19 protein-coding genes, 4 tRNA genes and 1 riboswitch are annotated in these 25180 nt (G+C 44.1%); of the genes, 17 read left to right on the plus strand and 6 right to left on the minus strand.

What is annotated here, in order from left to right:
- Positions 1–266: 266 nt before the first annotated feature.
- Positions 267–342 (minus strand) — tRNA-Asn (locus tag HC752_RS22425).
- A gap of 521 nt (positions 343–863) precedes the next feature.
- On the opposite strand from HC752_RS22425, the gene uvrB reads away from it, so the two are divergent.
- The 3 genes from uvrB (at position 864) to HC752_RS22440 (ending at position 4986) form a co-directional block, all read left to right on the plus strand.
- Positions 864–2894 (plus strand): excinuclease ABC subunit UvrB, encoded by a 2031-nt coding sequence (gene uvrB, locus HC752_RS22430; RefSeq protein ID WP_190337431.1) that lies wholly within the window; start codon positions 864–866, stop codon positions 2892–2894.
- A gap of 320 nt (positions 2895–3214) precedes the next feature.
- Complete coding sequence (gene luxO / locus HC752_RS22435; protein WP_190337432.1) at positions 3215–4606, plus strand: quorum-sensing sigma-54 dependent transcriptional regulator LuxO; 1392 nt, start codon at positions 3215–3217, stop codon at positions 4604–4606.
- Between the two features lie 32 nt (positions 4607–4638).
- A complete protein-coding gene (locus HC752_RS22440) occupies positions 4639–4986 on the plus strand; it encodes an Hpt domain-containing protein (protein ID WP_190337433.1) in 348 nt (115 codons plus the stop codon).
- Here the strand turns inward: HC752_RS22440 and yvcK are convergent.
- Positions 4975–5862 carry a uridine diphosphate-N-acetylglucosamine-binding protein YvcK gene (gene yvcK, locus HC752_RS22445; protein ID WP_190337434.1) on the minus strand — a complete coding sequence of 296 codons (888 nt, stop codon included), beginning with the start codon at positions 5860–5862 and terminating at the stop codon, positions 4975–4977. The genes HC752_RS22440 and yvcK overlap by 12 nt on opposite strands.
- A 210-nt stretch (positions 5863–6072) precedes the next feature.
- Positions 6073–6216, plus strand: a riboswitch (molybdenum cofactor riboswitch).
- Here yvcK and moaA point away from each other — a divergent pair.
- From moaA to moaE, 5 genes are all read left to right on the plus strand, one after another.
- On the plus strand, positions 6204–7196 hold the full coding sequence (moaA, locus tag HC752_RS22450) for a GTP 3',8-cyclase MoaA (RefSeq protein WP_190337435.1): 993 nt from the start codon (positions 6204–6206) through the stop codon (positions 7194–7196). (Overlaps the previous riboswitch by 13 nt.)
- Positions 7197–7261: 65 nt before the next feature.
- On the plus strand, positions 7262–7774 hold the full coding sequence (gene moaB, locus HC752_RS22455) for a molybdenum cofactor biosynthesis protein B (protein ID WP_190337436.1): 513 nt from the start codon (positions 7262–7264) through the stop codon (positions 7772–7774).
- A 10-nt stretch (positions 7775–7784) separates the two neighbouring features.
- Complete coding sequence (moaC, locus tag HC752_RS22460) at positions 7785–8261, plus strand: cyclic pyranopterin monophosphate synthase MoaC (RefSeq protein ID WP_190337437.1); 477 nt, start codon at positions 7785–7787, stop codon at positions 8259–8261.
- On the plus strand, positions 8261–8506 hold the full coding sequence (gene moaD / locus HC752_RS22465) for a molybdopterin synthase sulfur carrier subunit (RefSeq protein WP_190337438.1): 246 nt from the start codon (positions 8261–8263) through the stop codon (positions 8504–8506). Before moaC ends, moaD begins: the two co-directional genes overlap by 1 nt.
- Before the next feature lie 3 nt (positions 8507–8509).
- Positions 8510–8965 (plus strand): molybdopterin synthase catalytic subunit MoaE, encoded by a 456-nt coding sequence (gene moaE / locus HC752_RS22470; RefSeq protein WP_190337439.1) that lies wholly within the window; start codon positions 8510–8512, stop codon positions 8963–8965.
- A gap of 208 nt (positions 8966–9173) precedes the next feature.
- Here the strand turns inward: moaE and HC752_RS22475 are convergent, their stop codons facing one another.
- Positions 9174–11714, minus strand: coding sequence for a glycosyl hydrolase family 18 protein (locus tag HC752_RS22475; protein WP_190337440.1), 2541 nt, complete (start codon positions 11712–11714; stop codon positions 9174–9176).
- Between the two features lie 683 nt (positions 11715–12397).
- Between HC752_RS22475 and HC752_RS22480 the strand changes: the two genes are divergently transcribed.
- The 7 genes from HC752_RS22480 (at position 12398) to HC752_RS22510 (ending at position 19985) form a co-directional block, all read left to right on the plus strand.
- A complete protein-coding gene (locus HC752_RS22480; protein ID WP_190337441.1) occupies positions 12398–14032 on the plus strand; it encodes an ABC transporter substrate-binding protein in 1635 nt (544 codons plus the stop codon).
- A 103-nt stretch (positions 14033–14135) separates the two neighbouring features.
- The gene (gene oppB / locus HC752_RS22485; RefSeq protein ID WP_190337442.1) at positions 14136–15056 is read left to right on the plus strand and encodes an oligopeptide ABC transporter permease OppB; all 921 of its coding nucleotides are present in this window, start codon (positions 14136–14138) and stop codon (positions 15054–15056) included.
- Positions 15057–15071: 15 nt separating this feature from the next.
- Positions 15072–15974 carry an oligopeptide ABC transporter permease OppC gene (oppC, locus tag HC752_RS22490; protein WP_190337443.1) on the plus strand — a complete coding sequence of 301 codons (903 nt, stop codon included), beginning with the start codon at positions 15072–15074 and terminating at the stop codon, positions 15972–15974.
- 55 nt (positions 15975–16029) lie between these two features.
- Positions 16030–17001 carry an ABC transporter ATP-binding protein gene (gene oppD / locus HC752_RS22495; RefSeq protein WP_190337449.1) on the plus strand — a complete coding sequence of 324 codons (972 nt, stop codon included), beginning with the start codon at positions 16030–16032 and terminating at the stop codon, positions 16999–17001.
- The gene (gene oppF, locus HC752_RS22500) at positions 16998–17987 is read left to right on the plus strand and encodes a murein tripeptide/oligopeptide ABC transporter ATP binding protein OppF (RefSeq protein ID WP_274602161.1); all 990 of its coding nucleotides are present in this window, start codon (positions 16998–17000) and stop codon (positions 17985–17987) included. Before oppD ends, oppF begins: the two co-directional genes overlap by 4 nt.
- Positions 17988–18271: 284 nt before the next feature.
- Complete coding sequence (locus HC752_RS22505) at positions 18272–18787, plus strand: hypothetical protein (protein WP_190337445.1); 516 nt, start codon at positions 18272–18274, stop codon at positions 18785–18787.
- A gap of 259 nt (positions 18788–19046) precedes the next feature.
- The gene (locus HC752_RS22510) at positions 19047–19985 is read left to right on the plus strand and encodes a glutathione S-transferase family protein (protein ID WP_190337446.1); all 939 of its coding nucleotides are present in this window, start codon (positions 19047–19049) and stop codon (positions 19983–19985) included.
- 58 nt (positions 19986–20043) lie between these two features.
- On the opposite strand, the gene HC752_RS22515 is transcribed toward HC752_RS22510, so the two are convergent.
- The 3 genes from HC752_RS22515 to HC752_RS22525 form a co-directional block, all read right to left on the minus strand.
- Positions 20044–20128: transfer RNA gene (locus HC752_RS22515), tRNA-Tyr, on the minus strand.
- 101 nt (positions 20129–20229) lie between these two features.
- Positions 20230–20314 (minus strand) — tRNA-Tyr (locus HC752_RS22520).
- A gap of 101 nt (positions 20315–20415) precedes the next feature.
- Positions 20416–20500, minus strand: a tRNA-Tyr gene (locus HC752_RS22525).
- A 288-nt stretch (positions 20501–20788) separates the two neighbouring features.
- On the opposite strand from HC752_RS22525, the gene HC752_RS22530 reads away from it, so the two are divergent.
- On the plus strand, positions 20789–21871 hold the full coding sequence (locus HC752_RS22530; RefSeq protein WP_190337447.1) for an efflux RND transporter periplasmic adaptor subunit: 1083 nt from the start codon (positions 20789–20791) through the stop codon (positions 21869–21871).
- 2 nt (positions 21872–21873) lie between these two features.
- Positions 21874–25002 (plus strand): multidrug efflux RND transporter permease subunit, encoded by a 3129-nt coding sequence (locus HC752_RS22535; RefSeq protein ID WP_190337448.1) that lies wholly within the window; start codon positions 21874–21876, stop codon positions 25000–25002.
- Positions 25003–25180: the final 178 nt, after the last annotated feature.

Consider the following 25180-nt stretch of genomic DNA (forward strand, 5'->3'; position numbering starts at 1 on the left):
GAAAGTGGTAAGCGACTCATTTTACCCAAGAAAAGAAAGAAGAAGCCTTTTCCTCGGGTTGTTCTGTATAAGGCTCCCCGGTATCCACATAAGAAAAGAGCCGCACGCTGTTAAGCGAGCGGCATTATGTCTTTCGACATGGCTTTTAGAATTTTGGCTCCCCTTGACGGGACTCAACGCGGGCGGCGAGCTCTGAGACATGAGTTTGGAACAAACTCGTCGCTTTGAACGAAAAAAGCCACGTCTTCGACATGGCTTTAGAATTTTGGCTCCCCCTGCGGGACTCGAACCTGCGACATACGGATTAACAGTCCGCCGTTCTACCAACTGAACTAAGGGGGAACAATTGTGTGGTGCGCATACTAGCGATACTGCAAATTTCTGTCAACACTCAACGATAAAGATTTGAGAAAAAAAGCTTAAAAAAAATCTTTACAATCACATATCCCTTACACGATAAAGCCTGATCGTACTTATCCACCAAAATTGTGGATAACTGTGTGAATTGATTTTTAACAATTATTTTTTGGACTGCTCAGGAAAGGATAATTGAATAATAAATGTATTCTAATAATTTGATTTTAAAGGCATTAATTGTTTTTTCGGGCTGGTTTTATGAATGTGAATAAAAATGCACTTAGATGACAATATCGACATATCTGACGAAATTTTGGGGAAAAGTCGTGGATGAAAAATGGTGTTTTATTGGAGGTATGCTTATACAGGGGAGTGGAAGATACCAGATAACGCTGTCAGTATCTAGCAGTAAATGTGCCGTAGATCTGACTTTTCGTTACACTACGTATTGACCTCTAGAGTTAAAGCAAAAGACAATACAGTTAAACTTAGGCTAGGAAATAAAAATGAGCAAGACGTACGATCTCGTCTCCAAATATGTCCCTTCTGGTGATCAACCTACGGCGATTAAAAAGCTGCTCGATGGGTTGGACTCTGGACTCGCGCATCAAACACTATTGGGGGTAACTGGCTCTGGTAAAACATTTACGCTAGCGAATGTGATTGCTGAGTCCCAACGCCCCGCTATTCTTCTTGCTCCAAATAAAACACTTGCTGCGCAGTTATACGGCGAAATGAAAGCGTTTTTTCCGAATAATGCGGTTGAGTACTTTGTTTCCTATTATGACTACTATCAACCCGAAGCTTATGTACCAACAACCGATACGTTTATTGAGAAAGATGCTTCTGTAAACGCTCATATTGAACAAATGCGTTTGTCAGCGACGAAGGCATTATTGGAAAGAAAAGACGCCATCATTGTGGCATCGGTTTCCGCCATTTACGGTTTGGGTGATCCAGACAGTTATCTAAAAATGATGCTCCACGTGACGCGAGGAGGCGTTATCGGTCAACGAGATATTTTAAGGCGGCTGGCCGAACTTCAATATTCTCGTAATGATGTCGCTTTCGAGCGCGGTCAATTTAGGGTTCGGGGTGAGGTCATTGATGTATTTCCGGCAGAATCGGAACAGGATGCTGTGCGCATTGAAATGTTTGATAATGAGATTGATTGCATCAGTATCTTTGACCCACTGACGGGGGTGGTGAAACAACGAGACCTTCCTAGGTTTACCATTTACCCAAAAACCCACTATGTTACCCCTCGTGAGAAAATCTTGGATGCCATTGAAGAGATAAAAGTCGAACTGGAACAACGTAAAAAGTATCTGATAGAAAATAATAAACTTCTCGAAGAACAGCGCATTTCACAGCGTACTCAATTTGATATAGAGATGATGACCGAACTTGGGTTTTGCTCTGGTATCGAAAACTATTCGCGCTATTTAAGTGGGAGAAATGAAGGTGAGCCGCCACCGACCTTGTTCGACTATTTACCAGCAGATGGTCTTTTGATTATCGATGAGTCTCACGTTACGGTTCCTCAAATTGGCGCTATGTATAAAGGTGATCGCTCGCGAAAGGAAACCTTGGTGGAATTTGGTTTCCGTTTGCCATCAGCGCTCGATAACCGTCCGATGAAGTTTGAAGAATTCGAGTCTCTCGCGCCACAAACTATTTTTGTTTCTGCGACACCGGGGAACTACGAATTAGAAAAATCGGCGGATGATATCGCTGATCAAGTCGTGCGTCCTACTGGGTTGTTGGATCCAGAACTGGAAGTCAGACCCGTTGCTACGCAGGTGGACGATTTATTGTCTGAAATACGCATCCGTAGTCAAATAGGCGAGCGTGTTTTGGTCACAACCTTGACCAAAAGAATGGCAGAAGATTTAACGGAATACCTGCATGAACATGGCGTGAAAGTTCGCTACCTGCATTCCGACATTGATACTGTAGAGCGAGTCGAAATTATTCGTGATCTTCGCTTAGGTGAGTTCGATGTGTTGGTCGGGATTAACTTACTTCGTGAAGGTCTTGATATGCCTGAGGTAAGTTTGGTTGCGATCTTGGATGCAGATAAAGAGGGTTTTCTTCGTTCAGAGCGTTCTTTGATTCAGACCATTGGTCGTGCAGCGCGTAACTTAAATGGCAAGGCGATTCTCTATGGCGACAGGATTACCAAGTCAATGAAGAAAGCGATGGATGAAACCAATCGTCGCCGCGAAAAACAGAAAGCCTATAATGAAGAGCAAGGTATTATCCCTCAAGCTCTACAGACCAATGTAAAAGACATTATGGAGCTCGGTGATATCGCTAAAGCCAAAGGAAAGCGCCACAACAAGCAAGTGCCACTCTCTAAGGTTGCCGAGACTTCTAATCGTTATGAAGTCCTTTCCCCACAACAGTTGGAGAAAGAAATAGCGAACTTAGAAGGTCAAATGTATCAGCATGCTCAAAACTTGGAGTTTGAGCTAGCAGCTGAGAAACGTGATGAAATAGAAAAGCTAAAGGTACAGTTTATCGCGAATAGCTAAGTTTATCCGCTAATATTGACGTTTATCGCTAATATCTGGGGTTATTGCTCATAGCTGAGGTCGTTGTTAATGACTAAGGTGTCTTAATTTTGCGTAAAAAATAGCCAATAGAAATCACTCTATTGGCTTCATTTTGTGAATACTTTGTTCACTAACAACGTCAGTTGGCTAGGTGACCCTGTAGGGTCATACATATGATTGCACATAGCATGCCATATTTATTTCGCCCTTTCTTTTACATTTCATTCGGTTTAGACTATTATTTTTCGCAAAATGCGATTCATATTGCAATTATATTACTAAAGTGCAACGGCTAGGTTATGCAAGACACTACAACAAACCCAAACCCTAAATATCTTCTTATGGTAGAAGACACGGCTTCGGTTGCCGCGTTATACCGATCTTATCTTAACCCACTTGGCTTGGATATTACCATTGTAGGGACGGGAATAGACGCGATAAAAAGTTTGGAGACGCGAACACCAGATCTCATTCTGCTCGACTTACGCCTACCCGATATGACGGGGATGGACGTACTTTCGTCAGTGAAATCCAATTATCCTGATGTCCCTGTGATTTTTATGACTGCGCATGGTTCCATTGATACGGCAGTGGAAGCAATGAGAAAAGGGGCGCAGGACTTCCTTATCAAGCCATGCGAAGCGGACAGGCTTCGTGTTACCGTCAATAATGCGCTTCGCAAAGCTGGAAAATTACGATCTCCAACCAGTGAGCCTGATAACAACTACCAAGGTTTTATTGGCAGTAGCCAGACCATGCACGCGGTTTATCGAACGATAGATTCCGCAGCACCTAGTAAGGCTTCCGTGTTTATTACAGGTGAAAGTGGCACAGGGAAAGAGGTGTGTGCTGAAGCCATACATGCTGCGAGTAAGCGTGGTGATAGCCCTTTTATTGCGATCAATTGCGCTGCTATTCCCAAAGACCTCATAGAAAGTGAACTTTTTGGTCACGTTAAAGGGGCATTTACTGGCGCGTCAACGGATAGGCAAGGTGCGGCGGAATTAGCTGATGGCGGCACTCTGTTTTTGGATGAACTGTGCGAAATGGACTTGGATCTTCAAACCAAGCTGCTTCGATTTATTCAAACCGGCACATTTCAAAAAGTCGGCTCTTCCAAAATGAAAAGTGTGGATGTACGGTTCGTTTGTGCCACCAACCGCGACCCTTGGAAAGAAGTGCAAGAAGGGCGTTTCCGTGAAGATTTATACTACCGACTCTATGTGATTCCGTTACATTTGCCGCCGTTGAGAGACCGCGGGGAAGATGTGGTTGAAATCGCTTACTCATTACTTGGACATATGTCTCATGAAGAAGGGAAAGGCTTTGTGCGCTTTTCCCAACAAGTACTTGATAAATTTATTGAGTACGAATGGCCTGGAAATGTTCGGCAGTTGCAGAACGTGCTGCGTAACGCCGTGGTTCTTAATCATGGAAGTGAGATCACACTCAATATGCTGCCCCCACCATTAAATTCGCCTTCGATATCAGAATTGAAACAAGTGAATGCAACCGATGTAATTTCTACTAAACTCTCCATAGAAGAAATACGACCACTTTGGCTCACTGAAAAAAGTGCGATAGAGCAAGCGATAGAAGCCTGTGAGGGAAATATTCCGAAGGCAGCGGGTCACTTAGATGTCAGTCCATCCACGTTGTATCGCAAGCTGCAAACTTGGAAAGAGCAATAAAGAGAAAAACAATACGTGTATAAGAGGGCAGAATGAAAGCAGTCGTCAATACAGACAAAATAGACGAGTTGAGTCGAGATATTGGAGAAGAGAATCTTCCCATGCTTTTTTCTATTTTTATCGGAGAGTTAGTGGATTATGCAGAAGCGCTAGCAAATGGTCCTTCTGAGCAAAGCGAAGCGGAAGAGCAGTTAAAATCCATCAGCCATTCACTAAAAAGCAGTGCAGCAAGTTTTGGTGCTGAAAGATTGTGCGAATTTGCAACGACGTTAGATACGCGATACAAAACAGGTGAAGATATTAACACTTCAGAAAATAGAGAAATCATGATCACCTGCTTGAACTTAACAAGAGAAGAATTTCTTAAGTTAACTCAATAGATCTTCTATTGCTTTCTGAAGTTTACTTCTATTATGTCGCCATTGATGGTTGGCTGACGCTAAATCAATGGTGACTATTTCACACACACCCGTTAATTCCCCATGATTGTCATTGCTGAGCAGCACGTCTATCTCTCTGCCACCACAAGCGCGTTGGCACCAAGTGAGTTTTTCTTGTAGAGTCATGCGTCCAGCCGGACCGTGTTCTGGTGATAAGTTTTCGACAAACACCAATTTTGCGGTTGAGTTTCTTGCGATCGCTTTACCTAACTCAGGAAGCAATAGGGGCGGCATAATACTTGTGAGAAAACTGCCCGGTCCTAACACGATGCAATTTGCTTCTTCAATCGCCTTAATTCCTTCCTTCGTCGCTTGGACTTGAGGCTCCAAATATAAGCGTTGCAGATCATGTTCAGTTTCATCAACACTGGTCTCTCCGCGAACCCACTCACCCGAGACTGATAACGCCGTTAGATCCGTAGGATGCTCTGTCATTGGGACAATATTAATATCGACTTTTAGCATGTCTCTAATTAAATTAATCGCTTCAAGGGGTCGAACAGAAAGGTTATCTAATGCGGTGAGCATTAAGTTACCAAGGTTGTGGTCATTTAACTCGCCGACACCTTTGAAGCGATATTCAAACATCATAGAGCCGATGGAAGGTTCAGTAATCAACTGATTAATGCAATTTCGGGTGTCACCCCACGCAATCCCGCCTTGGCAATTTCGAATACGACCCGTTGAACCACCGTTGTCGGTTGTTGTTACAATGCCCGTTGCGTTGTTGCCGAAATCTTTCAGTGCAGCCAACATTCTTCCAAGACCGTGCCCGCCGCCTATAGCGACGACTTTTTTGTTTTTATATAGCGTCATAGTTGTTCTTATATCGCATTGTTTTATTGCTTAACGTGTATACCTGTCTGATGAGGTATAGGTGAATACTCTGTGGTGATAGGTCGATACTTTGCCTACAGAATCTGCAAATTTCTACCAATAAACCGCACAAACCCGAAATTTTGCAAATTTGACTGGAATGCCACAATGATATTAAGTATTTTAATAAAACGCTGCCATGTGTTTTCGTGGCTGCCATAACTCCGAGCTTCCACTGCTAAGTTCGTATTTGAGCGAATAAGAGGTGTCAGCCAGTGGCAATTTGGCCACAAGGGTTTGTTTGGAAATGAACAAGCCTCCCGTGTTTGGAAAGGTGTTCCGTGGCGCAACAATTCGAGGATAATTTCCATCGCAAGTTTTACTACTTGCGCTTGTCGGTTACCGATGTTTGTAACTTTAAATGCACATACTGTTTACCTGATGGCTACCAACATCCATCGGGTCAACGTAATTCGTCTTTTTTAACGCTCCCTGAAATCCGCCGAGTAGTTCACGCCTTTGCCAGCTGTGGAACGGATAAAGTCCGCATAACGGGTGGTGAACCGAGCTTGCGCAAAGACTTTACCGACATTATCCATGAAGTTGCTTCGACTCAAGGTATTCATAAGGTTGCCACTACAACCAATGGGTATCGAATGGAGAAACTGGTGGGTGAATGGAAAGAAGCGGGATTAACCAATATCAACGTTAGTGTTGATAGCTTGGATCCCAGAATGTTCCATCAAATTACAGGTGAAAACAAGTTCACTCAAGTCATGGCAGGGATCGATAAAGCGTTTGAAGTGGGCTTCGAACAAGTCAAAGTGAATGCTGTGCTGCTCAAAAATCTGAATAGCAAAGAGTTACCTGATTTTCTGTGTTGGATCAAAGAAAGACCCATTCAGCTTCGGTTTATAGAGCTTATGCAAACAGGGGAGATGGATGAACTATTTAGACATCATCATCAGTCTGGCGTAAGTATTCGTAATCATCTCATTGCCAATGGTTGGCTGCTCAAGCCGAAGGAACTTAACGACGGTCCCGCGCAAGTCTTTATTCACCAGGACTATCAAGGGGAGATAGGACTTATCATGCCTTATGAAAAAGATTTTTGCGAAAGTTGTAACCGTTTAAGAGTGTCGGCTAAAGGCAAACTGCATTTGTGCTTGTTTGGTGATCATGGTGTTGAGCTAAGAGACCTATTACAACGAGATAATCAAGATGTTGAGCTTATCAATCGCATTTCAGAGCAATTACAAACTAAGTCTGTCAGCCATTTCTTGCACGATGGGAATGCAGGCATGACACCACATCTCGCGTCTATCGGTGGTTAAACATTTTAATGCTGGTGGGTTCCCGTCAGTCAATAATTTCAATCTACAACATGTAAGGTGAGCAAATGGGGCACGCTGAAAGTAAATTTGAACCTGCAAACATTGCCGTTTTAACGGTTTCGGATACCCGAACGGAAGAGAACGATACGTCTGGAGGTTATTTGGCTGAGCACCTGCAAGAAGCGGGTCACAAGCTTGCGGATAAAAAAATTGTTATCGATGATATGTATCAGATCCGAGCTGTTGTTTCAAACTGGATCGCTGACGAGACGATTCAAGCGGTAATGATTACGGGTGGGACAGGGTTTACGTCCCGCGATAGTACGCCGGAAGCACTGATTCCATTGTTCGATAAGCAAGTTGAAGGATTTGGTGAGCTATTTCGTGCGGTTTCTTATGAAGAAATTGGTACGTCAACCATTCAATCTCGTGCTATAGCAGGGTTTGCAAATCACACCGTCATCTTCGCCATGCCGGGCTCGACGGGAGCGTGCCGTACAGCATGGACTAAGATCATCAAGCAGCAGATGGATGCTAGCCATCGTCCATGTAATTTCATGCCTCATCTAAGCAAATAAGAGGGGCACCATGAATCAATTTACCCATATTAATGCATCTGGCGAGGCGAACATGGTTGATGTGTCTTCAAAGAATGACACCGTTCGAGAAGCCCGAGCAGAAGCTTTTGTCCACATGTCATCGGAAACACTTCAATTGATCGTTTCGGGCTCACACCACAAAGGTGATGTGTTTGCCACAGCACGCATCGCTGGTATTCAAGCGGCAAAGAAAACATGGGATTTGATTCCATTGTGTCATCCGTTGCTCTTGTCAAAAGTTGAAGTACATCTCGACGCAATTGAATCGGAAAATAAAGTCAGAATTGAGTCTGTTTGCAAACTGGCTGGAAAAACAGGCGTAGAAATGGAAGCGTTAACAGCGGCTTCTGTTGCAGCATTAACGATCTATGATATGTGTAAAGCCGTTCAGAAAGACATGGTGATCAGTCAAGTTAGGTTGCTTGAAAAAACGGGTGGTCAGTCTGGTCATTTTAAGGTGAGCTAATGATTAAAGTTCTATTTTTCGCTCAAACTAGAGAGTTAATTGGGGTTGATGAACTCGAACTGGAAGCGACGTTCGAAACTGCTGAAGCGCTGCGGTCTCACCTTGAGACGAAAGGGGATAAGTGGGCATTGGCACTGGAATCAGGTAAGTTGCTCGTGGCGATTAACCAAACGCTTTGTCCGTTAGATTCACCTCTAAATTCGGGTGATGAGGTTGCATTCTTTCCGCCAGTGACGGGAGGATGACGAATGGCAAATGTCTCTGTTCAGGTGAATGATTTCTCTCTTGCTGATGAATATGACCGACTTGCAGCAGGCACTTCGGCTGGCGCGGTCGTTACGTTTGTTGGAAAAGTAAGAGACATGAATCTAGGGGATAATGTGGTTGGGTTATCTCTCGAACATTACCCTGGAATGACGGAAAAATCCCTGTTCGATATTTGTGAACAGGCAAAGCAACGTTGGAAAATTGAGGCGATTAGCGTTATTCACAGAGTCGGAGAACTCGATATTGGTGATCAAATCGTGTTTGTCGGTGTTTCCAGTGCTCATCGTGGTGATGCATTTGATGCCTGTGAATTTGTGATGGATTTTCTTAAAACCAAAGCGCCATTTTGGAAAAAGGAACGGACAGTGAAGTCGGTTCGATGGGTCGAATCCCGAGAATCCGATGTAAAGGCAGCAACCCGATGGGAAGAAAAATAGTTTGGTCAGTAGATGTCGTTTGAGAGTGTAGGTATTCCAGTCAGCGTATAATTGCCCTCTAAAACCTAGCGTTAACACATTGGTTTTTCAAATATTGAGCCTTTCAAAATCAAAGAAATCGGTCAGTGGAGATGACTCTGACCGATTTTTTAATTGAGCTTATGCAGAACATAAGCTCAAAGATTGTGTCTGTTACTTAGCTACAGTACTACTTAGCTACAGTACAAACAGTAGACCAACTGCCGTCGGAGCCAGGTACAGAGTTAGTCCAATGTTTTGCCTTGTAGATGACATCATTGTAAACCATCTGGTCACCACCCGACGCGTGGCTTGGGTTGCCTGCCCAATCGACTTGCGTCCAGTTAGGGTATACGTTGATACCTGTTACATCACAAGTTGGGTCTACAATGTTCTTCTTAACTAGAACTGAAGCTTGAGCAGAACTTGATGCTTTACCGTCACTGACAGAGACAGTGAAGTTCAATGTTGTGTCTACATTGTAGCTAGCAGCAGTAAAGGTTACTTTTGAACCTTGAACTGTCGCATTTAGACCTGCTGGAACATCCCAAGTGTAAGTTAGAGTGTCATTGTCAGCATCAGTTGAAGCACTTGCATCAACCACGACTGTCGCGCCAGCGCTTACTTGTGCTGGAGCCGAAACTGCTGCTACTGGAGCATTGTTCACGCCTTTAGCACTTACAGTAACAGCGACACGGTCAGTTGCTGCTGCGCCTTCGTTATCTGTTACCGTTACTTCAAACACGTAAGTTTGAGTAGCCGTTACAGCTGCGAAATCAACAGAAGCTACCGCAGCATTTGCGCTAGTGATAGTGACCGCTGGACCCGATACTTGTGTCCATGCGTAGCTTGCGATTGTACCATCAAGATCTTTAGAAGCACTTGCATCAAGCGTTACTTTTGCTGGACCTTCTACAGAAACATCAGCACCTGCTTTTGCAACTGGAGTGCGGTTACCTACGGTAGTCGCAAGACCTTCGTGCATTGCGTTTAGGATGTCACCGTTGTCCGCATCGATTTCCCATGAGAACAGACCAGCTAGACCTAGGCTACGTACGTAAGCACCTTTCGCTTTAACAGAACGCTCATCATCAAATGTGATTAGCTTACCGTTTGAACGGTTCCATACGTATGGCGCTTCAGCCAATTCATCGTAACCGTACTCAAAGCCATTGATGCCTTGGTTGTTTGCACCAAGCATGTGACCTTTAATGCCTTTGTAGTCGATAACGCCAGCTTCCCAAACGCCCTGAGCTTTAGTACCCGTTAGCTTACCGTTACCTGTACCAGTCATTGGATCTGTTGGATCGGTTAGGCTTGAAGGCATTACGCCATCCCAACCACGTCCATACATCGCAGCACCAACAACCAGTTTGTTTGCTGGAACACCTTGAGCAAGCAGGATCTGGATTGCGTTGTCAGTTGTGTACGCAGGACCTTTGTAAGGTACGCCATCAGCATCAACACCTGTACCGTCACACTGACCAGGGCGCATGAAGTTACCACAGTAAAGCGCAGCTTGGTGTCCAGGTACGTTGTTCCAACCACCGTAGAAGTCATAAGTCATCGCGAAGATGTAGTCCATGTGCTGAACTGCAGCTGCGTAGTCTACGTCTTCAAGTTTGTCGTAACCTACACCAATAGCTGAAGTCAGCTCATAAGTACGACCAGTTTCTACGCCAAGGCGATCAAGCATAGCGCGCAGCTCTTGCATAAGAGCAATGTAAGCAGGGCCATCGTTTAGAGGATCACCTAGGTTCGGGTTCTCACCGCCGCCACCAGGGAATTCCCAGTCAATGTCAACACCATCGTAGAATTTCCATGTTTTCAGGAAGCGCTCTACGGAAGCGACAAACGTGTCACGGTTTGCTTTTGTTGTGAAATCAAAGAACGGATCGGAAAGTGTCCAGCCACCGATCGAAGGAATGATTTTCAGATCTGGGTTGCGCTGCTTAAGCGCCATCAGCATTGCGTAGTTACCTTTGATAGGAGTATGGAACTCATGTCCAGCTTGTGGGAAGCCTTTTTGGAATGCTGCCCATGGATCATGAATAACTACTTCATAGTCATTTACACCACTACATGATTTCATTAGTGCGTTAAAGCTATTACCGCCAACAGATTTCAGTGATTCGTTAGGACCACAGATTGGAATGAAGCCGTAAAGAATATGCGTTAGGTTGTCTGCCGGAATGTTATCTACAGTATATTCTCTATCGTAAATACCCCACTCAACAAAGTAAGTCCCCACAACAGTGTTTGGATCTGTGTTGTAGGTCTTGTTGTTAGGATCGATGTTCATTGTTAATGGTTTCAGGTGAGAACCATCAGTGTCTGCAATAGTAATTGGGGTTGGTGCAGATTTAGTACAACCCGTCGCGTCACATGCTGCAATTTCTAACGAGTAAACGCCGCCTTTCCCATATTGGAACGCAGCAGTAGTCGTAGAACCTGTGATTGGTCCAGTAGCGACTTCTAATCCATCAAAGTAGATCTTGTAGGTGTCACCTGTTGTACCACTCCACTGATTAAACTTGATGGCTATATCCGCAAGGTCTTTGTATACGACCATTTGGTTATAACCCTTGTGCGTTCCCATATCTAATTCGATTTTGGAAAACTGAAGTTTGTTTGACCCTGACATGTCGATGCTTGGTGCTGCTGGTGCAGCAATTACGGAGCCCGAAAGAGCCAGACCAACACCAATAGCGCATAAGCTTAGATGTTTCATTGTATTTTTCTCATTCCTTGTATAAATAACTGCCTCAAAAATGCAGAGGCGAAAGATTCGATGATCATAATTGCAACCATCCGAATCAGTGTTTATGAGAGGCAAAGTTTTGACAAAGGAAAATAAAATGCTTTTGAATCGAGGTAAAAAAAGTAAAAATTGGTTTCTCGTGTGTTACAAAAAAAATGACTGTGCCTCGATTTTCTATAAAACCTAACATGCTTGTATTGCACTTATGAGTTTTTACTCTACCCCTGAATAATGAGGTGATTCGCATCACATTTATCCTGAAATCCTTCGGGGCTTTGTGGGGTGATAATCAACGTTATATGTTTTTTGTGTTAATTTTTTGTTTTATTTCAGGGTAATATCCTGTGAAAGTGGTTATTTTTAGAGCAAATAAGCTTCCGTGCTTGACTCTAACCCTGTCTAAGTGTGTTTGAATCGCTATTTTTATATTTATCAGAGTAATTGTCTGAAAAGTACTGCAATCCTAAAAATTAAACGGTTTTTTACTACATTTTTATGGCAAATTACTTCAATGATTGGTAGTGTGTTGCGCAATCTTCTTTAGGTTTAGAAAGCGCTGTATGGTTTTTGCGCTAAATTTTTCTAAATGCCTTCCGTTCTGGCAACTAAAGAAGACGTCATGGATGCAATCAAAAAAACTTGGAGTTTAATGCATGTATAAGAATAAAATCACTCACGCACTTCTTCTGAGTGCTGGTATGGCAGTGACCGCCACTTCGTTCTCCTCTCTTGCTGCTGATGTTCCAGCAGGCACCAAATTAGCAAAGGTTCAAGAACTGGTTCGTGGTAATGGTACCGAAGTAGCCACTATCGACCCACACAAATCTCAAGGTGTCCCAGAATCTCACGTAATTCGTGATTTATTGGAAGGTCTTGTAAACCAAGATGCTGATGGTAACACTATCCCTGGTGTCGCAACGCGCTGGGAAACTACGGATAACAAAACGTTTGTTTTCTACCTACGTAAAGATGCTAAATGGTCAAACGGCGATCCTGTGACAGCGCAAGATTTCGTATACAGTTGGCAGCGTGCTGTCGATCCAGCGACAGCTTCTCCATATGCTTGGTACATGGAATATACCAAGATGGTTAATGCTGCAGACATCGTTGCAGGGAAAAAAGACAAAAGTACGTTGGGTGTGAAAGCGCTCGATGATTATACTCTAGAGGTTCAACTAGAAGCAGCTGTTCCTTATTTTGTTATGATGACTGGTCACACTACAACTAAGCCCGTTCATAAGGCAACCGTTGAAAAATTCGGTGATCAGTGGACTAAACCTGAGAACTTTGTTGGTAACGGTGCATTTGTAGTAGACAAATGGGTTCTTAACGAGCGCATGGTTCTTAAACGTAATTCGAAATACTGGGACGACGAGAAGACCGTTCTTGATCAAGTGACGTTCCTTCCTATCGAGAACCAAGTAGCAGAAATGAACCGTTTCCTATCTGGTGAACTGGACTTCACTTCTTCGGCTCTTCCTGTTGAACACTTTAAGCGTCTTAAGAAAGAGTACCCTGAGTCTGTTTCGGTAGAAGGCAGTTTGTGTACTTACTACTACTCGTTCAACACGAAGAAGAAGCCATTTGATGATGTACGTGTTCGTAAAGCGATTTCTTACGCTATTGACCGTAATATCGTAACGGATGCTATTTTGGCTCAAGGTCAAAAGCCTGCTTACTTCCTAACGCCTGAAATCACAGCTGGTTTCAACCCTGAGTTACCTGAGTACGCGAAAATATCTCAGAAAGAGCGTAATGCGGAAGCGGCTCGTCTTCTTGAAGAAGCTGGTTTCGGCAAAGACAACCCACTTAAGTTCACTCTTTTATACAACACTAACGAAAACCACAAGAAAATTGCGGTAGCGTTAGGTTCAATGTGGAAGAAAACGTTGGGTCTAAACGTAACACTGGAAAACCAAGAATGGAAAACTTACCTATCGACTAAAGATCAGGGTGACTTCGAAGTATCACGCGCAGGTTGGTGTGGTGACTACAACGAAGCGTCTTCATTCCTAACTTTGATGGTTAGCAAGAACACGACAGCTGGTCAACACTGGGGTAATAAAGAGTATGATGCTTTGATCGACAAAGCACTTAACTCCACTTCAGACGTTGAGCGTACCGCTCTTTACGTGCAAGCAGAAGATTTGATTGCTAAAGAGATGCCAATCGCTCCAATTTACCAATATGTACGTGCACGTTTGCTTAACCCTCTCGTTGGTGGTTTCCCATCAAACAACGCAGAAGAGAAGATCTACTCTAAAGATCTCTACATCAAAGCGAAGTAATTACCTCCGCTGATAAAATTATAAATAACACGGACACTGCATGTGAGATCCACATGCAGCGTCTTTTCTATTATTCATTGTCACAGACTGAAAGAGTGAGTTTATGCTTAAATTCATTATGAAACGGATACTTGAAGCGATTCCAACAATGTTGGTGTTGATTACAGTGTCTTTCTTTCTAATGCGCTTTGCGCCAGGGAACCCGTTTTCAAGCGAGAAGCCATTACCACCAGAGGTAATGGCCAATATTGAAGCAAAGTATGGTTTGGATAAACCAGTACTAGAACAATACACCACGTATCTAACAAACGTTGTGCAAGGCGATTTTGGTCCTTCATTCAAGTACCTAGATTACTCCGTTAATGAACTGATATATGGTGCTTTACCCGTATCTGCCAAAGTTGGATTTATCGCCTTCATCTTTACCGTAATTATGGGGGTTTCTGTTGGTACGATCGCCGCGCTCAAGCAGAATACTTGGATAGACTACACTATTATGTCAACGGCAATGCTTGGTGTGGTAATGCCATCCTTTGTATTGGCGCCTGCGTTAATCTATTTATTTTCCCTGCATTGGAATCTTTTCCCTGCTGGTGGCTGGCAAGATGGCAGCTTAAAATACTTGGTTCTTCCAGTAATAGGTATGTCATTGCTTTATGTTGCTACGTTCGCTCGTATCACACGGGGCAGCATGATCGAAACGCTGAATAGTAATTTCATCCGCACGGCTCGCGCAAAAGGTTTGAGCTATCGTTACATTGTTATTAAGCATGCTTTGCGCCCAGCTCTTCTTCCTGTTGTGTCTTACATGGGACCGGCATTCGTTGGGATTATCACTGGTTCCGTTGTAATCGAAACGATTTTTGGTCTGCCAGGTATCGGTAAGTTATTCGTAAACGCAGCATTCAACCGCGACTACTCGCTAGTAATGGGTGTCACCATTTTAATTGGTTTCTTGTTCATCCTATTCAACGCAATCGTTGATATTTTGCTAGCTATGATTGACCCGAAAATTCGCTATTAAAGGGACCGGATTGATATGTTGACTAAAAAAGAAAATCTTGATGCGATTGAAAAGTTCTCTAAGGACTTAGAAGTAGAAGGTCGCAGTTTATGGCAAGACGCCAGAATCCGTTTTATGCGAAATAAAGCGGCGATGGTGAGTTTAGCTATCCTATTTGTTATGACGATGGCCGTCATTTTTCTTCCGATGTTCGCGCCTTTCACATACGACGATACCGATTGGTATGCGATGCACGTTGGTCCGAATGCTGAACACTGGTTTGGTACTGACAGCCTTGGTCGCGATATTTATGTCCGAACATTGATTGGTGGTCGAATCTCGTTGATGGTGGGCGTACTAGGTGCATTAGTTGCCGTAACAATTGGCACGCTATATGGTGCTGCGTCAGGCTTTATTGGCGGAAAAACCGATAGAGTCATGATGCGTATTCTTGAAATCCTCTACGCTGTACCATTTATGTTCTTGGTTATTGTATTGGTGACCTTCTTTGGTCGTAACATCGTCCTTATCTTCGTTGCTATTGGTGCGATTGCTTGGCTGGATATGGCGCGTATTGTACGTGGTCAAACTCTTAGCCTACGCAGCAAAGAATTTATCGAAGCCGCGCATGTTTGTGGTGTGAGTAATTGGAAGATCATTACTCGCCATATTGTTCCTAATGTGCTGGGTATCGTTGCGGTTTATTCGACCCTTTTGATTCCAAGCATGATCTTGACGGAATCTTTCCTATCGTTCTTAGGTCTTGGTGTTCAAGAGCCAATGACAAGCTGGGGCGCCTTGCTTCAAGAAGGCTCACAAACGATGGAAGTGGCTATTTGGCAGCTAGCGTTCCCAGCCGCATTTATGGTGGTGACTTTATTCTGCTTTAACTATGTCGGTGACGGCCTGCGTGACGCACTGGATCCAAAAGATAGATAAAAAAATAATTATCGGATCCTTTTTGAGCAATTAAAAATTACACAGGAAAGCAATGATGAGCTTGTTAGATGTTAAAGATCTGCGAGTCGAATTTACCACGCAAGATGGTATCGTCACCGCAGTCAATGATCTGAATTTTTCTCTGAGCCAAGGGGAAACTCTTGGTATTGTCGGCGAGTCTGGCTCGGGTAAATCCCAGACAGTATTCGCTATCATGGGGCTTCTGGCAAAAAACGGCATTATCTCGGGTAGTGCAAAATTTGAAGGTCGCGAAATTCTGAACCTGCCTGAAAAAGAACTCAACCGAGTTCGTGCAGAACAGATCGCGATGATCTTTCAAGACCCGATGACCTCACTCAACCCCTACATGAAAGTCAGCGATCAGTTGATGGAAGTGTTGATGCTGCACAAAGGCATGGGCAAGGCGGAAGCATTCGAAGAGTCTGTTCGTATGCTAGAAGCGGTAAAAATACCAGAAGCCCGTAAGCGCATCACCATGTATCCGCATGAGTTCTCGGGTGGTATGCGACAGCGCGTAATGATCGCAATGGCGCTATTGTGCCGTCCTAAACTGTTGATTGCAGATGAACCAACAACCGCATTGGACGTGACTGTTCAAGCGCAAATCATGGACCTCTTGAATGAGCTTAAAAGCGAATTCAATACCGCGATCATTATGATTACCCATGATTTAGGAGTAGTAGCAGGTTCGTGTGACAAGGTGCTTGTCATGTATGCGGGTCGCACCATGGAGTATGGTTCGGTAAATGAAATTTTCTACAATCCGAGCCACCCCTATGCGGAAGGTCTGCTGAAGGCGATCCCTCGTTTGGATACCGAAGGCGAAATTCTGCCAACCATTCCAGGCAACCCACCAAACTTGCTTCGTTTGCCACCGGGCTGTCCTTACCAAGAGCGTTGTCACCGTGTGACAGAGCAGTGTATGACTGAGGCACCACCATTGGTTAACTTTGGTGAAGGGCGTCAACGTGCCTGTTTTTCTGATTGGGAGGCTTGGAATCGATGAGTAATGAAAAAAAGCTACTGCTTGATGTCAAAGACCTAAAAGTGCATTTTAACATTGCACCAAAGTCAGCATGGCCTTGGACTAAACCAACGCCACTGAAAGCCGTTGATGGTGTTAACATTCGTCTGTATGAAGGTGAAACGCTTGGTGTAGTAGGCGAATCTGGTTGCGGTAAATCCACCTTTGCTCGTGCGGTGATTGGGTTGGTTGAAGCGACGGAAGGCGAAGTTGTCTGGTTAGGTCAAGACTTAACCAAAATGAAACATGTTCAACGACGTAACACGCGTAAAGAAATTCAAATGATTTTCCAAGATCCTTTAGCTTCTTTGAACCCGCGTATGACGATTGGCGACATCATTGCAGAGCCACTGGAAACGTTCTATCCAGAGCTGTCAGCCGATGAAGTGAAAGAACGTGTTCGCGAAATGATGACCAAAGTCGGTTTGTTACCGAACGTAATTAACCGATATCCGCATGAATTTTCTGGCGGACAGTGTCAGCGTATTGGTATCGCCCGAGCTTTAATTCTTCGTCCGAGAATGATCATTTGTGACGAGCCAGTATCGGCATTGGATGTCTCTATTCAGGCTCAGGTTGTTAACTTACTGAAAGAATTGCAAAGAGAGCTGGGTTTAAGCTTGGTCTTTATTGCCCACGATCTTTCAGTTGTTAAGCACATCTCTGATCGTGTTTTGGTCATGTATTTAGGGAATGCTGTCGAGCTTGGTGAATCAAAAGCCTTGTTTTCTGAACCCAAGCACCCTTATACGCGTGCCCTGATGTCAGCAGTGCCTATCCCTGATCCAGAGATAGAGCGTAAGAAGAAGATAGATATGCTTGAAGGCGATCTTCCTTCTCCAATGAACCCGCCCTCTGGTTGTGTGTTCCGTACGCGTTGCCCTGAAGCAACGGAAGTATGCTCGCAGCAGAAACCTCAAATTACCGGTGACGACGTACATGCCGTTTCTTGTTTGATGGTTAACTAAATTCAGCCTGTGACAGGCTTAAGCGCGGTGCTTTTAAGGGCCCGCGCTTTTTTTGTTCACGCCCCTAATGTGAGGTTATTTAGGCTCTCATTCCGCTATAATTTTGCCCAAGTCCTGATGTTTCCTGTGAGTCTTCTGTATCTCAAATTCTTTTTTGTCGAATGCGCCAAAATTGGATATGTAAATATTTTGTGAATTATGTGTTTCACAAAAGTTTATTTGGGAGTGAGAATGTACTATTAGTTAAGCATGAATACGCTTAATTCAGTGTGCTGGAGGCTCATATGAAAAGATTGTATTACATCACTAAAGATTTGGATGACGCGGAAGAAATTTCTGATGAAGTACATGCCAATGGCATTGATGATCATCATTTCTATGTATTGAGTCGAGACAATCAAGGAATTAAGACTCACCATCTGCATGGGGGAGCATCTCTAGAGAGTGCCCATATTGTGTCCGGTACTCAGAAAGCACTGATAGGTGGAGCCATTGCCGCAGGCATTTTGATCCTCTTTCTTACATTCTTCACTAACCTATTTGCTTCTTCCGGCTTCGTTCCATTTGCTTTGATTTGCATTATCGCCATTACAACGACAGTGATTGTGAAGATGACGGGGGGCTCGTTCGATAATTACTTTATGAGTCTGTTTAATCAACATCTTGATGATGGTGATGTTGTGATCGTTATCGATGTCGAGCGTACCCAAGCACACAGAGTCGAAGACATTTTAAATCGTCACCCTAAAGCGGAGTTTATTGCTGATTGTTCTAGTGTAGGCTCTCCCATCCCTGATTAAACATCTTGGACGGCAAGTTAGGTCAACTAAACCGCGTTATGGGCTGGCATTATGTCAGCCCTTTTTCGGTTTTCTTTCCAGCAGAATAATTGTTTATTCAAATATTTCGATGAAGTTGAACGGTACAAAGTGGTCGTTTCTTTCTCTTTCATTTGTAAACTAATCTTATATCAGTGAGACCTAGTGACTTTGATAAGTGATTACGGTGTTGAGTTGAGTCGGGTTAGAGTTAAGAATCGTCAGATCAAGGACAAGAAACATGGGTAAATTAGTTGAAGGCGTTTGGCATGATGTTTGGTACGACACAAAAGCAAGCAATGGAAAATTTGTTCGAGAAGATGCAGGTTTTCGCAGTTGGATAGAAGATAGTCCAAATGCCGAATTCAGACCTGAATCGGGGCGCTATCACCTCTACGTATCTTTAGCTTGCCCTTGGGCACATAGGACTTTAGTGTTTCGCAAACTCAAAGGATTAGAAGAGCACATTTCCATTTCAGTAGTCAGTGCTGACATGCTGTCAGAAGGTTGGCAGTTTGATCAGCCAGAAGCGTTATTCGGGTTTACTCGAATGCACCAAGTTTACACTCAAGCCAAAAGCGACTACACCGGAAGAGTAACGGTTCCTGTTCTGTGGGATAAGAAAACCCAAACCATCGTTAGCAATGAATCGTCTGAAATTATCAGAATGTTTAACAGTGAGTTTAATGTGCTGACAGGCAACGATGATGACTATTATCCTGAACGACTTCGTGAAGAAATCGAAAAATGGAACGAGTTTGTTTATCCAAACATTAACAATGGGGTTTATCGCTGTGGATTCGCCACCACGCAAGAAGCCTATGAAGAGGCGTATGAACAGCTTTTTCATGCATTAGATACGGTAGAAGAACATCTGGCCTCTCAACGCTATTTAGCTGGTTCTCAGATAACGGAAGCCGATTGGCGCTTGTTTACCACGCTTGTTCGTTTTGATGCGGTATACGTAGGGCATTTTAAGTGCAATAAAAAACGCATTGCCGACTACCCCAATCTTCAAGCCTATTTGAAAGAGCTCTATCAAGTGGAAGGCGTGAAAGACACCACCAATTTTGAACACATCAAAAGGCATTATTACTATAGCCACACAGGAATTAACCCAACGCAAGTGGTGCCCAAAGGACCGGCATTGGATTTGGATAGCCCCCACGGTAGAGGATAGAGATAATTCTGTGCTTTAGATACAAAAAAACCAGCTCAATGAGCTGGTTTTTTATATATGGTGGAGGGGGACGGATTCGAACCATCGAAGGCAGTGCCGGCAGATTTACAGTCTGCTCCCTTTGGCCACTCGGGAACCCCTCCAGGGGTGTTTTTATGCTTCAAAGAGCACGCTTAAGAGATGATTTCCCAACACATCAATCAAGTTGTCTGATGTTTAAAAGGAATAAACAGCAGATTAAATATGGTGGAGGGGGACGGATTCGAACCATCGAAGGCAGTGCCGGCAGATTTACAGTCTGCTCCCTTTGGCCACTCGGGAACCCCTCCAGGGGTGTTTTTATGCTTCAAAGAGCACGCTTAAGAGATGATTTCCCAACACATCAATCAAGTTGTCTGATGTTTAAAAGGAATAAACAGCAGATTAAATATGGTGGAGGGGGACGGATTCGAACCATCGAAGGCAGTGCCGGCAGATTTACAGTCTGCTCCCTTTGGCCACTCGGGAACCCCTCCAGGGGTATTGTTTTGCTACAAAGAGCATACTTAATTACTGTTTTCCCAACTCAGTAACCAAGTGCGGAGCGCATGATAGCAAACTCGATTATGCTGTAAAGAGATTTCTTAGATATTTGGTGCGAATGCTGGCTTTTTGGGCAAGAGCAACAAAAATTGGGCGTTTTGTACTAATCTTATGCGCAGCAACAGGTTACTTACCCATTAATTCGCAAACTTTACATTCCTTTACGCTCAAAGCCGTATCACTTGATAAAATTGCGTTTATACAAACTTCGAGCATTCCATATGAATACTAAATCGATAATTCCTACTCTTTTGTTTACTTTTATCCTTATTAACCCGTTGGCAATTGCAAAAGAACCTCGAGGAGATAGATCTATCGCGGTCGTTGCATTGGAAGTGGCAGAGCATGAGGTTTCTCAGTCACTTTCTTTGATTGGAAAGCTCGAAGCGAGTGAAAGTGTTGTAATTGCACCTGAAGCCGCAGGGAAAGTCGATAATATATTCATCCAGTCCAATCAGGATGTTAAGAAAGGTCAGCTTTTGGTCAAGCTCAGTGACGATAAAGCGAAAGCATCGGTTGCTGAAGCGACGGCGTATTTATCGGATCAACAACGCATTTTAAAAGAATACCAACGGCTCTTAAAAAAAGGTGCCATTACCCAAACAGAAATTGATGGGCAAAAAGCCGCAGTAGAAATTGCGATGGCGCGTTTATCGGTCGTCAAAGCGAGTTTGAATGATTTACAAATAGATGCGCCGTTTTCTGGCACTGTCGGTTTTGTGGATTTTAGCCGAGGTAAACTGGTCAGTATTGGTGAGCCATTATTGACGCTAGATAACTTAAAATTGATGGAACTGGATCTGCAAGTGCCTGAACGTTACCTCGCTCAATTGTCTGTGGGTATGTCGGTAACCGCTGAAAGCCAAGCATGGGGAAATACTGTGTTTCAAGGCAAAGTGGTGGCGATCGATCCTCGCATCAATCCTAACACCTTGAATCTGAGAGTGCGGGTGCATTTCGATAACCCTGACAAACAACTCAAGCCTGGCATGTTGATGGCAGCGACGCTTGATTTTCCTCCATTGAACGCGCCTATTATTCCCGTACAAGCACTTCAATATTCGGGCACAAAACGCTTTGTTTACGTTATTGATGAAAACAATCAAGCCCAAAAAACGGAAATTCTCCTTGGTGCGCGCATCGATAACCAAGTTGTGGTAGAGAACGGCTTAGCAGTGGGTCAAAAAATCGTGACGCAAGGGGTCGTAAACATGCGTGACGGCGTAAAAGTTCGAGAGGTTGGTGCTTCTCAGGGGCAGGGCAAAAGTAAAGAAAGCACAAATGCATCGCATAAGGAGCAATAACCATGTGGTTATCTGATGTGTCGGTAAAACGTCCTGTTGTTGCTATCGTACTGAGTTTATTGCTTTGTGTGTTTGGCTTGGTGTCATTTTCAAAGCTTGCCGTTCGCGAAATGCCCGACATTGAAAACCCAGTCGTAACGGTGAGTACTCGCTACGAGGGTGCGTCGGCTTCTATCATAGAAAGCCAGATCACCTCTGTGCTGGAGGATCAACTGTCTGGCATTAGTGGTATTGATGAAATTACGTCGGTTTCCCGCAACGGTTCTTCACGAATCACGATTAAATTTGAACTCGGTTACGACTTAAACACCGGTTCGAGTGATGTGAGAGACGCCGTTGCTCGTGCACAACGTCGCTTACCTAATGAAGCTAATGATCCCATTGTGTATAAGGATAGCGGCAGCGGGGAGGCCTCGGTTTACATAAACTTGAGTTCTTCCGAGCTCGACAGAACGCAGTTAACAGATTACACCGAACGCGTATTGGTGGATCGGTTTTCACTTATTTCAGGAGTGAGCTCGGTTAACATCTCAGGCGGTCTTTATAAAGTGATGTATGTGAAGCTAAAGCCTGCGCTTATGGCCGGCAGAGGCGTGACCACGACAGACATTACCAGTGCCTTACGCAGCGAGAATGTCGAGAATCCAGGTGGTGAAGTGCGAAACGACACCATGGTCATGTCGGTACGTACCGCTCGGTTGTACAATACACCAGAAGATTTTGACTACTTGGTGGTGAAGCAATCCGACGGTGGGATGCCAGTCTATCTCAAAGATGTTGCTGATGTCTTCATTGGTGCGAGAAACGAAAATTCGACGTTTAAAAGTGACGGTGTCGTTAACGTCAGTTTGGGCATTGTTCCTCAGTCGGACGCGAATCCTCTTCAGGTAGCAAAAGCCGTGCATCAAGAAGTTGAGCAAATTCAAAAATTCCTGCCTAAAGGAACGCGTCTTGCTATTGATTACGATTCAACGGTTTTTATCGACCGTTCCATCTCTGAGGTATACAACACGCTCTTTATCACGGGCGGTTTAGTTGTTCTCGTGCTGTACATTTTTATCGGTCAGGTGAGAGCAACCTTAATTCCTGCGGTAACCGTGCCCGTTTCGCTTATTTCATCATTTATTGCCGCTTATTATTTTGGCTTTTCAATTAACCTGATTACGTTGATGGCGTTGATCTTGTCTATTGGTTTAGTCGTGGATGACGCTATAGTCGTGGTTGAGAACATCTACCACCATATTGAACGTGGAGAGTCCCCGTTACTTGCGGCGTATAAAGGCACAAGAGAGGTTGGATTTGCGGTTGTCGCGACCACATTAGTCTTGGTTATGGTGTTTTTACCGATTTCATTTATGGAAGGGATGGTTGGCTTATTGTTCACCGAGTTTTCGGTGTTATTAGCCATGTCCGTCATCTTTTCTTCTTTGATCGCCCTTACGTTAACGCCCGTCTTAGGCAGCAAGATCCTTAAAGCCAATGTGAAGCCCAGCCGTTTTAATCGCTTTATCGACGCCATGTTTGGCAAATTAGAACGCACATACAGACGAGTGCTGTCGAAAGCAATGGCTTGGCGGATGATTGCTCCCATTATCATTCTTGGTTGTGTGGGAGGAAGCGTCTATTTGATGGAGCAAGTGCCTTCACAATTGGCACCGAAAGAAGACAGAGGCGTTTTATTTGCTTTCGTAAGGGGGGCTGATGGCACCAGTTACAATCGAATGAATGCCAATATCGATATTGTAGAGCAACGTTTGCTTCCGCTACTCGGACAAGGTGTATTGAAATCCTTTAGCATCCAATCGCCCGCTTTTGGCGGCAGAGCAGGGGATCAAACTGGCTTTGTTATCATGATATTAGAAGATTGGCAAAATAGAGAGAAAACTGCGCAAGAAGCGTTGGGCATGGTTCGAAAAGCGTTAGGCGATATCCCAGATGCTCGTGTGTTTCCAATGATGCCGGGCTTTAGAGGGGGCTCCAGTGAACCTGTTCAGTTTGTACTTGGAGGATCGGATTATCAAGAACTGCAAAAGTGGGCAAACTTGATAAAAGACAAAGCGAACGACAGCCCATTCATGAACGGAGCAGAAATCAACTACTCAGAAAAAACGCCGGAATTGGTTGTGACAGTAGATAAACAGCGTGCAGCGGAATTAGGCATCAAAGTCACCGATGTTTCCAACACGCTTGAAGTGATGCTGGGTGGTAAAACAGAAACTACGTTTATTGAACGCGGGGAAGAATACGATGTTTACCTACGTGGGGATGAAAACCACTTCAACAGTGCGATGGATCTGAGCCAAATTTACATACGTACGCGAAGCGGTGATCTGATCACGTTAGATGCCGTCACTAAGATAGACGAAGTGGGTGCCTCCATTCGTTTGTCGCACACCAATAAACAAAAATCCATTACTGTCAGTGCGAATCTCAACGATGGGGTGACATTAGGTGAAGCATTGGATCATCTTGATGCGCTCGCGATTAACCATTTACCCAGTGATATCAGCGTGGCGTATTCTGGGGAATCAAAAGAGTTTAAAGAGAACCAAGCGAGCGTATTCGTCGTGTTTGCGCTGGCGTTACTGGTCGCGTATTTGGTGTTAGCCGCACAATTTGAGAGTTTCATTAACCCCTTGGTGGTGATGTTTACCGTACCCATGGGGGTTCTTGGTGGGTTCTTGGGGCTGTTCTTTATGGATCAAGGACTCAATATTTACAGCCAAATTGGCATGATCATGTTGATTGGTATGGTAACGAAAAATGGCATTTTGATTGTTGAATTTGCCAATCAGCTAAGGGATAAAGGGATCGAGTTTGAACAGGCGATCGTGGATGCCGCTGCAAGGCGTTTACGCCCAATTTTGATGACTGCGTTCACCACGCTTTCTGGTTCGATTCCACTGATTTTGTCGAGTGGTGCAGGTTACGAGAGTAGAGTGGCTGTGGGTACGGTCATTTTCTTCGGAATGGCGTTTGCTACACTGGTCACTTTGTTTGTGATTCCAACGATGTATCGATTGATCTCGGCTCGTACGCATTCACCTGGCTATGTAGAATCGCAGTTAAATATTGCGCTGGCAAAAGACGTAAAAGTACGTTCATCGCACGGTGAAATTGATATGAAGTAGAGTGTGCATCGGAATAAATGTTCGCTATTCCAAAAACCCCGCAAGTGGCTGCTAATGCCGATCGTTTAAGACTCTTGAACGATCCTTAATAGTCTTCATAATCGGCCCCAGATATGTATCTGGGACCGATTTTTTATGTCTGAATTTTCTTTAGAACTTCAAGCTACTGCTGAATTTC

Origin of the sequence: Vibrio sp. S9_S30 (assembly GCF_014694455.1) — a bacterium.
In the GTDB taxonomy this organism is placed as follows: domain Bacteria; phylum Pseudomonadota; class Gammaproteobacteria; order Enterobacterales; family Vibrionaceae; genus Vibrio.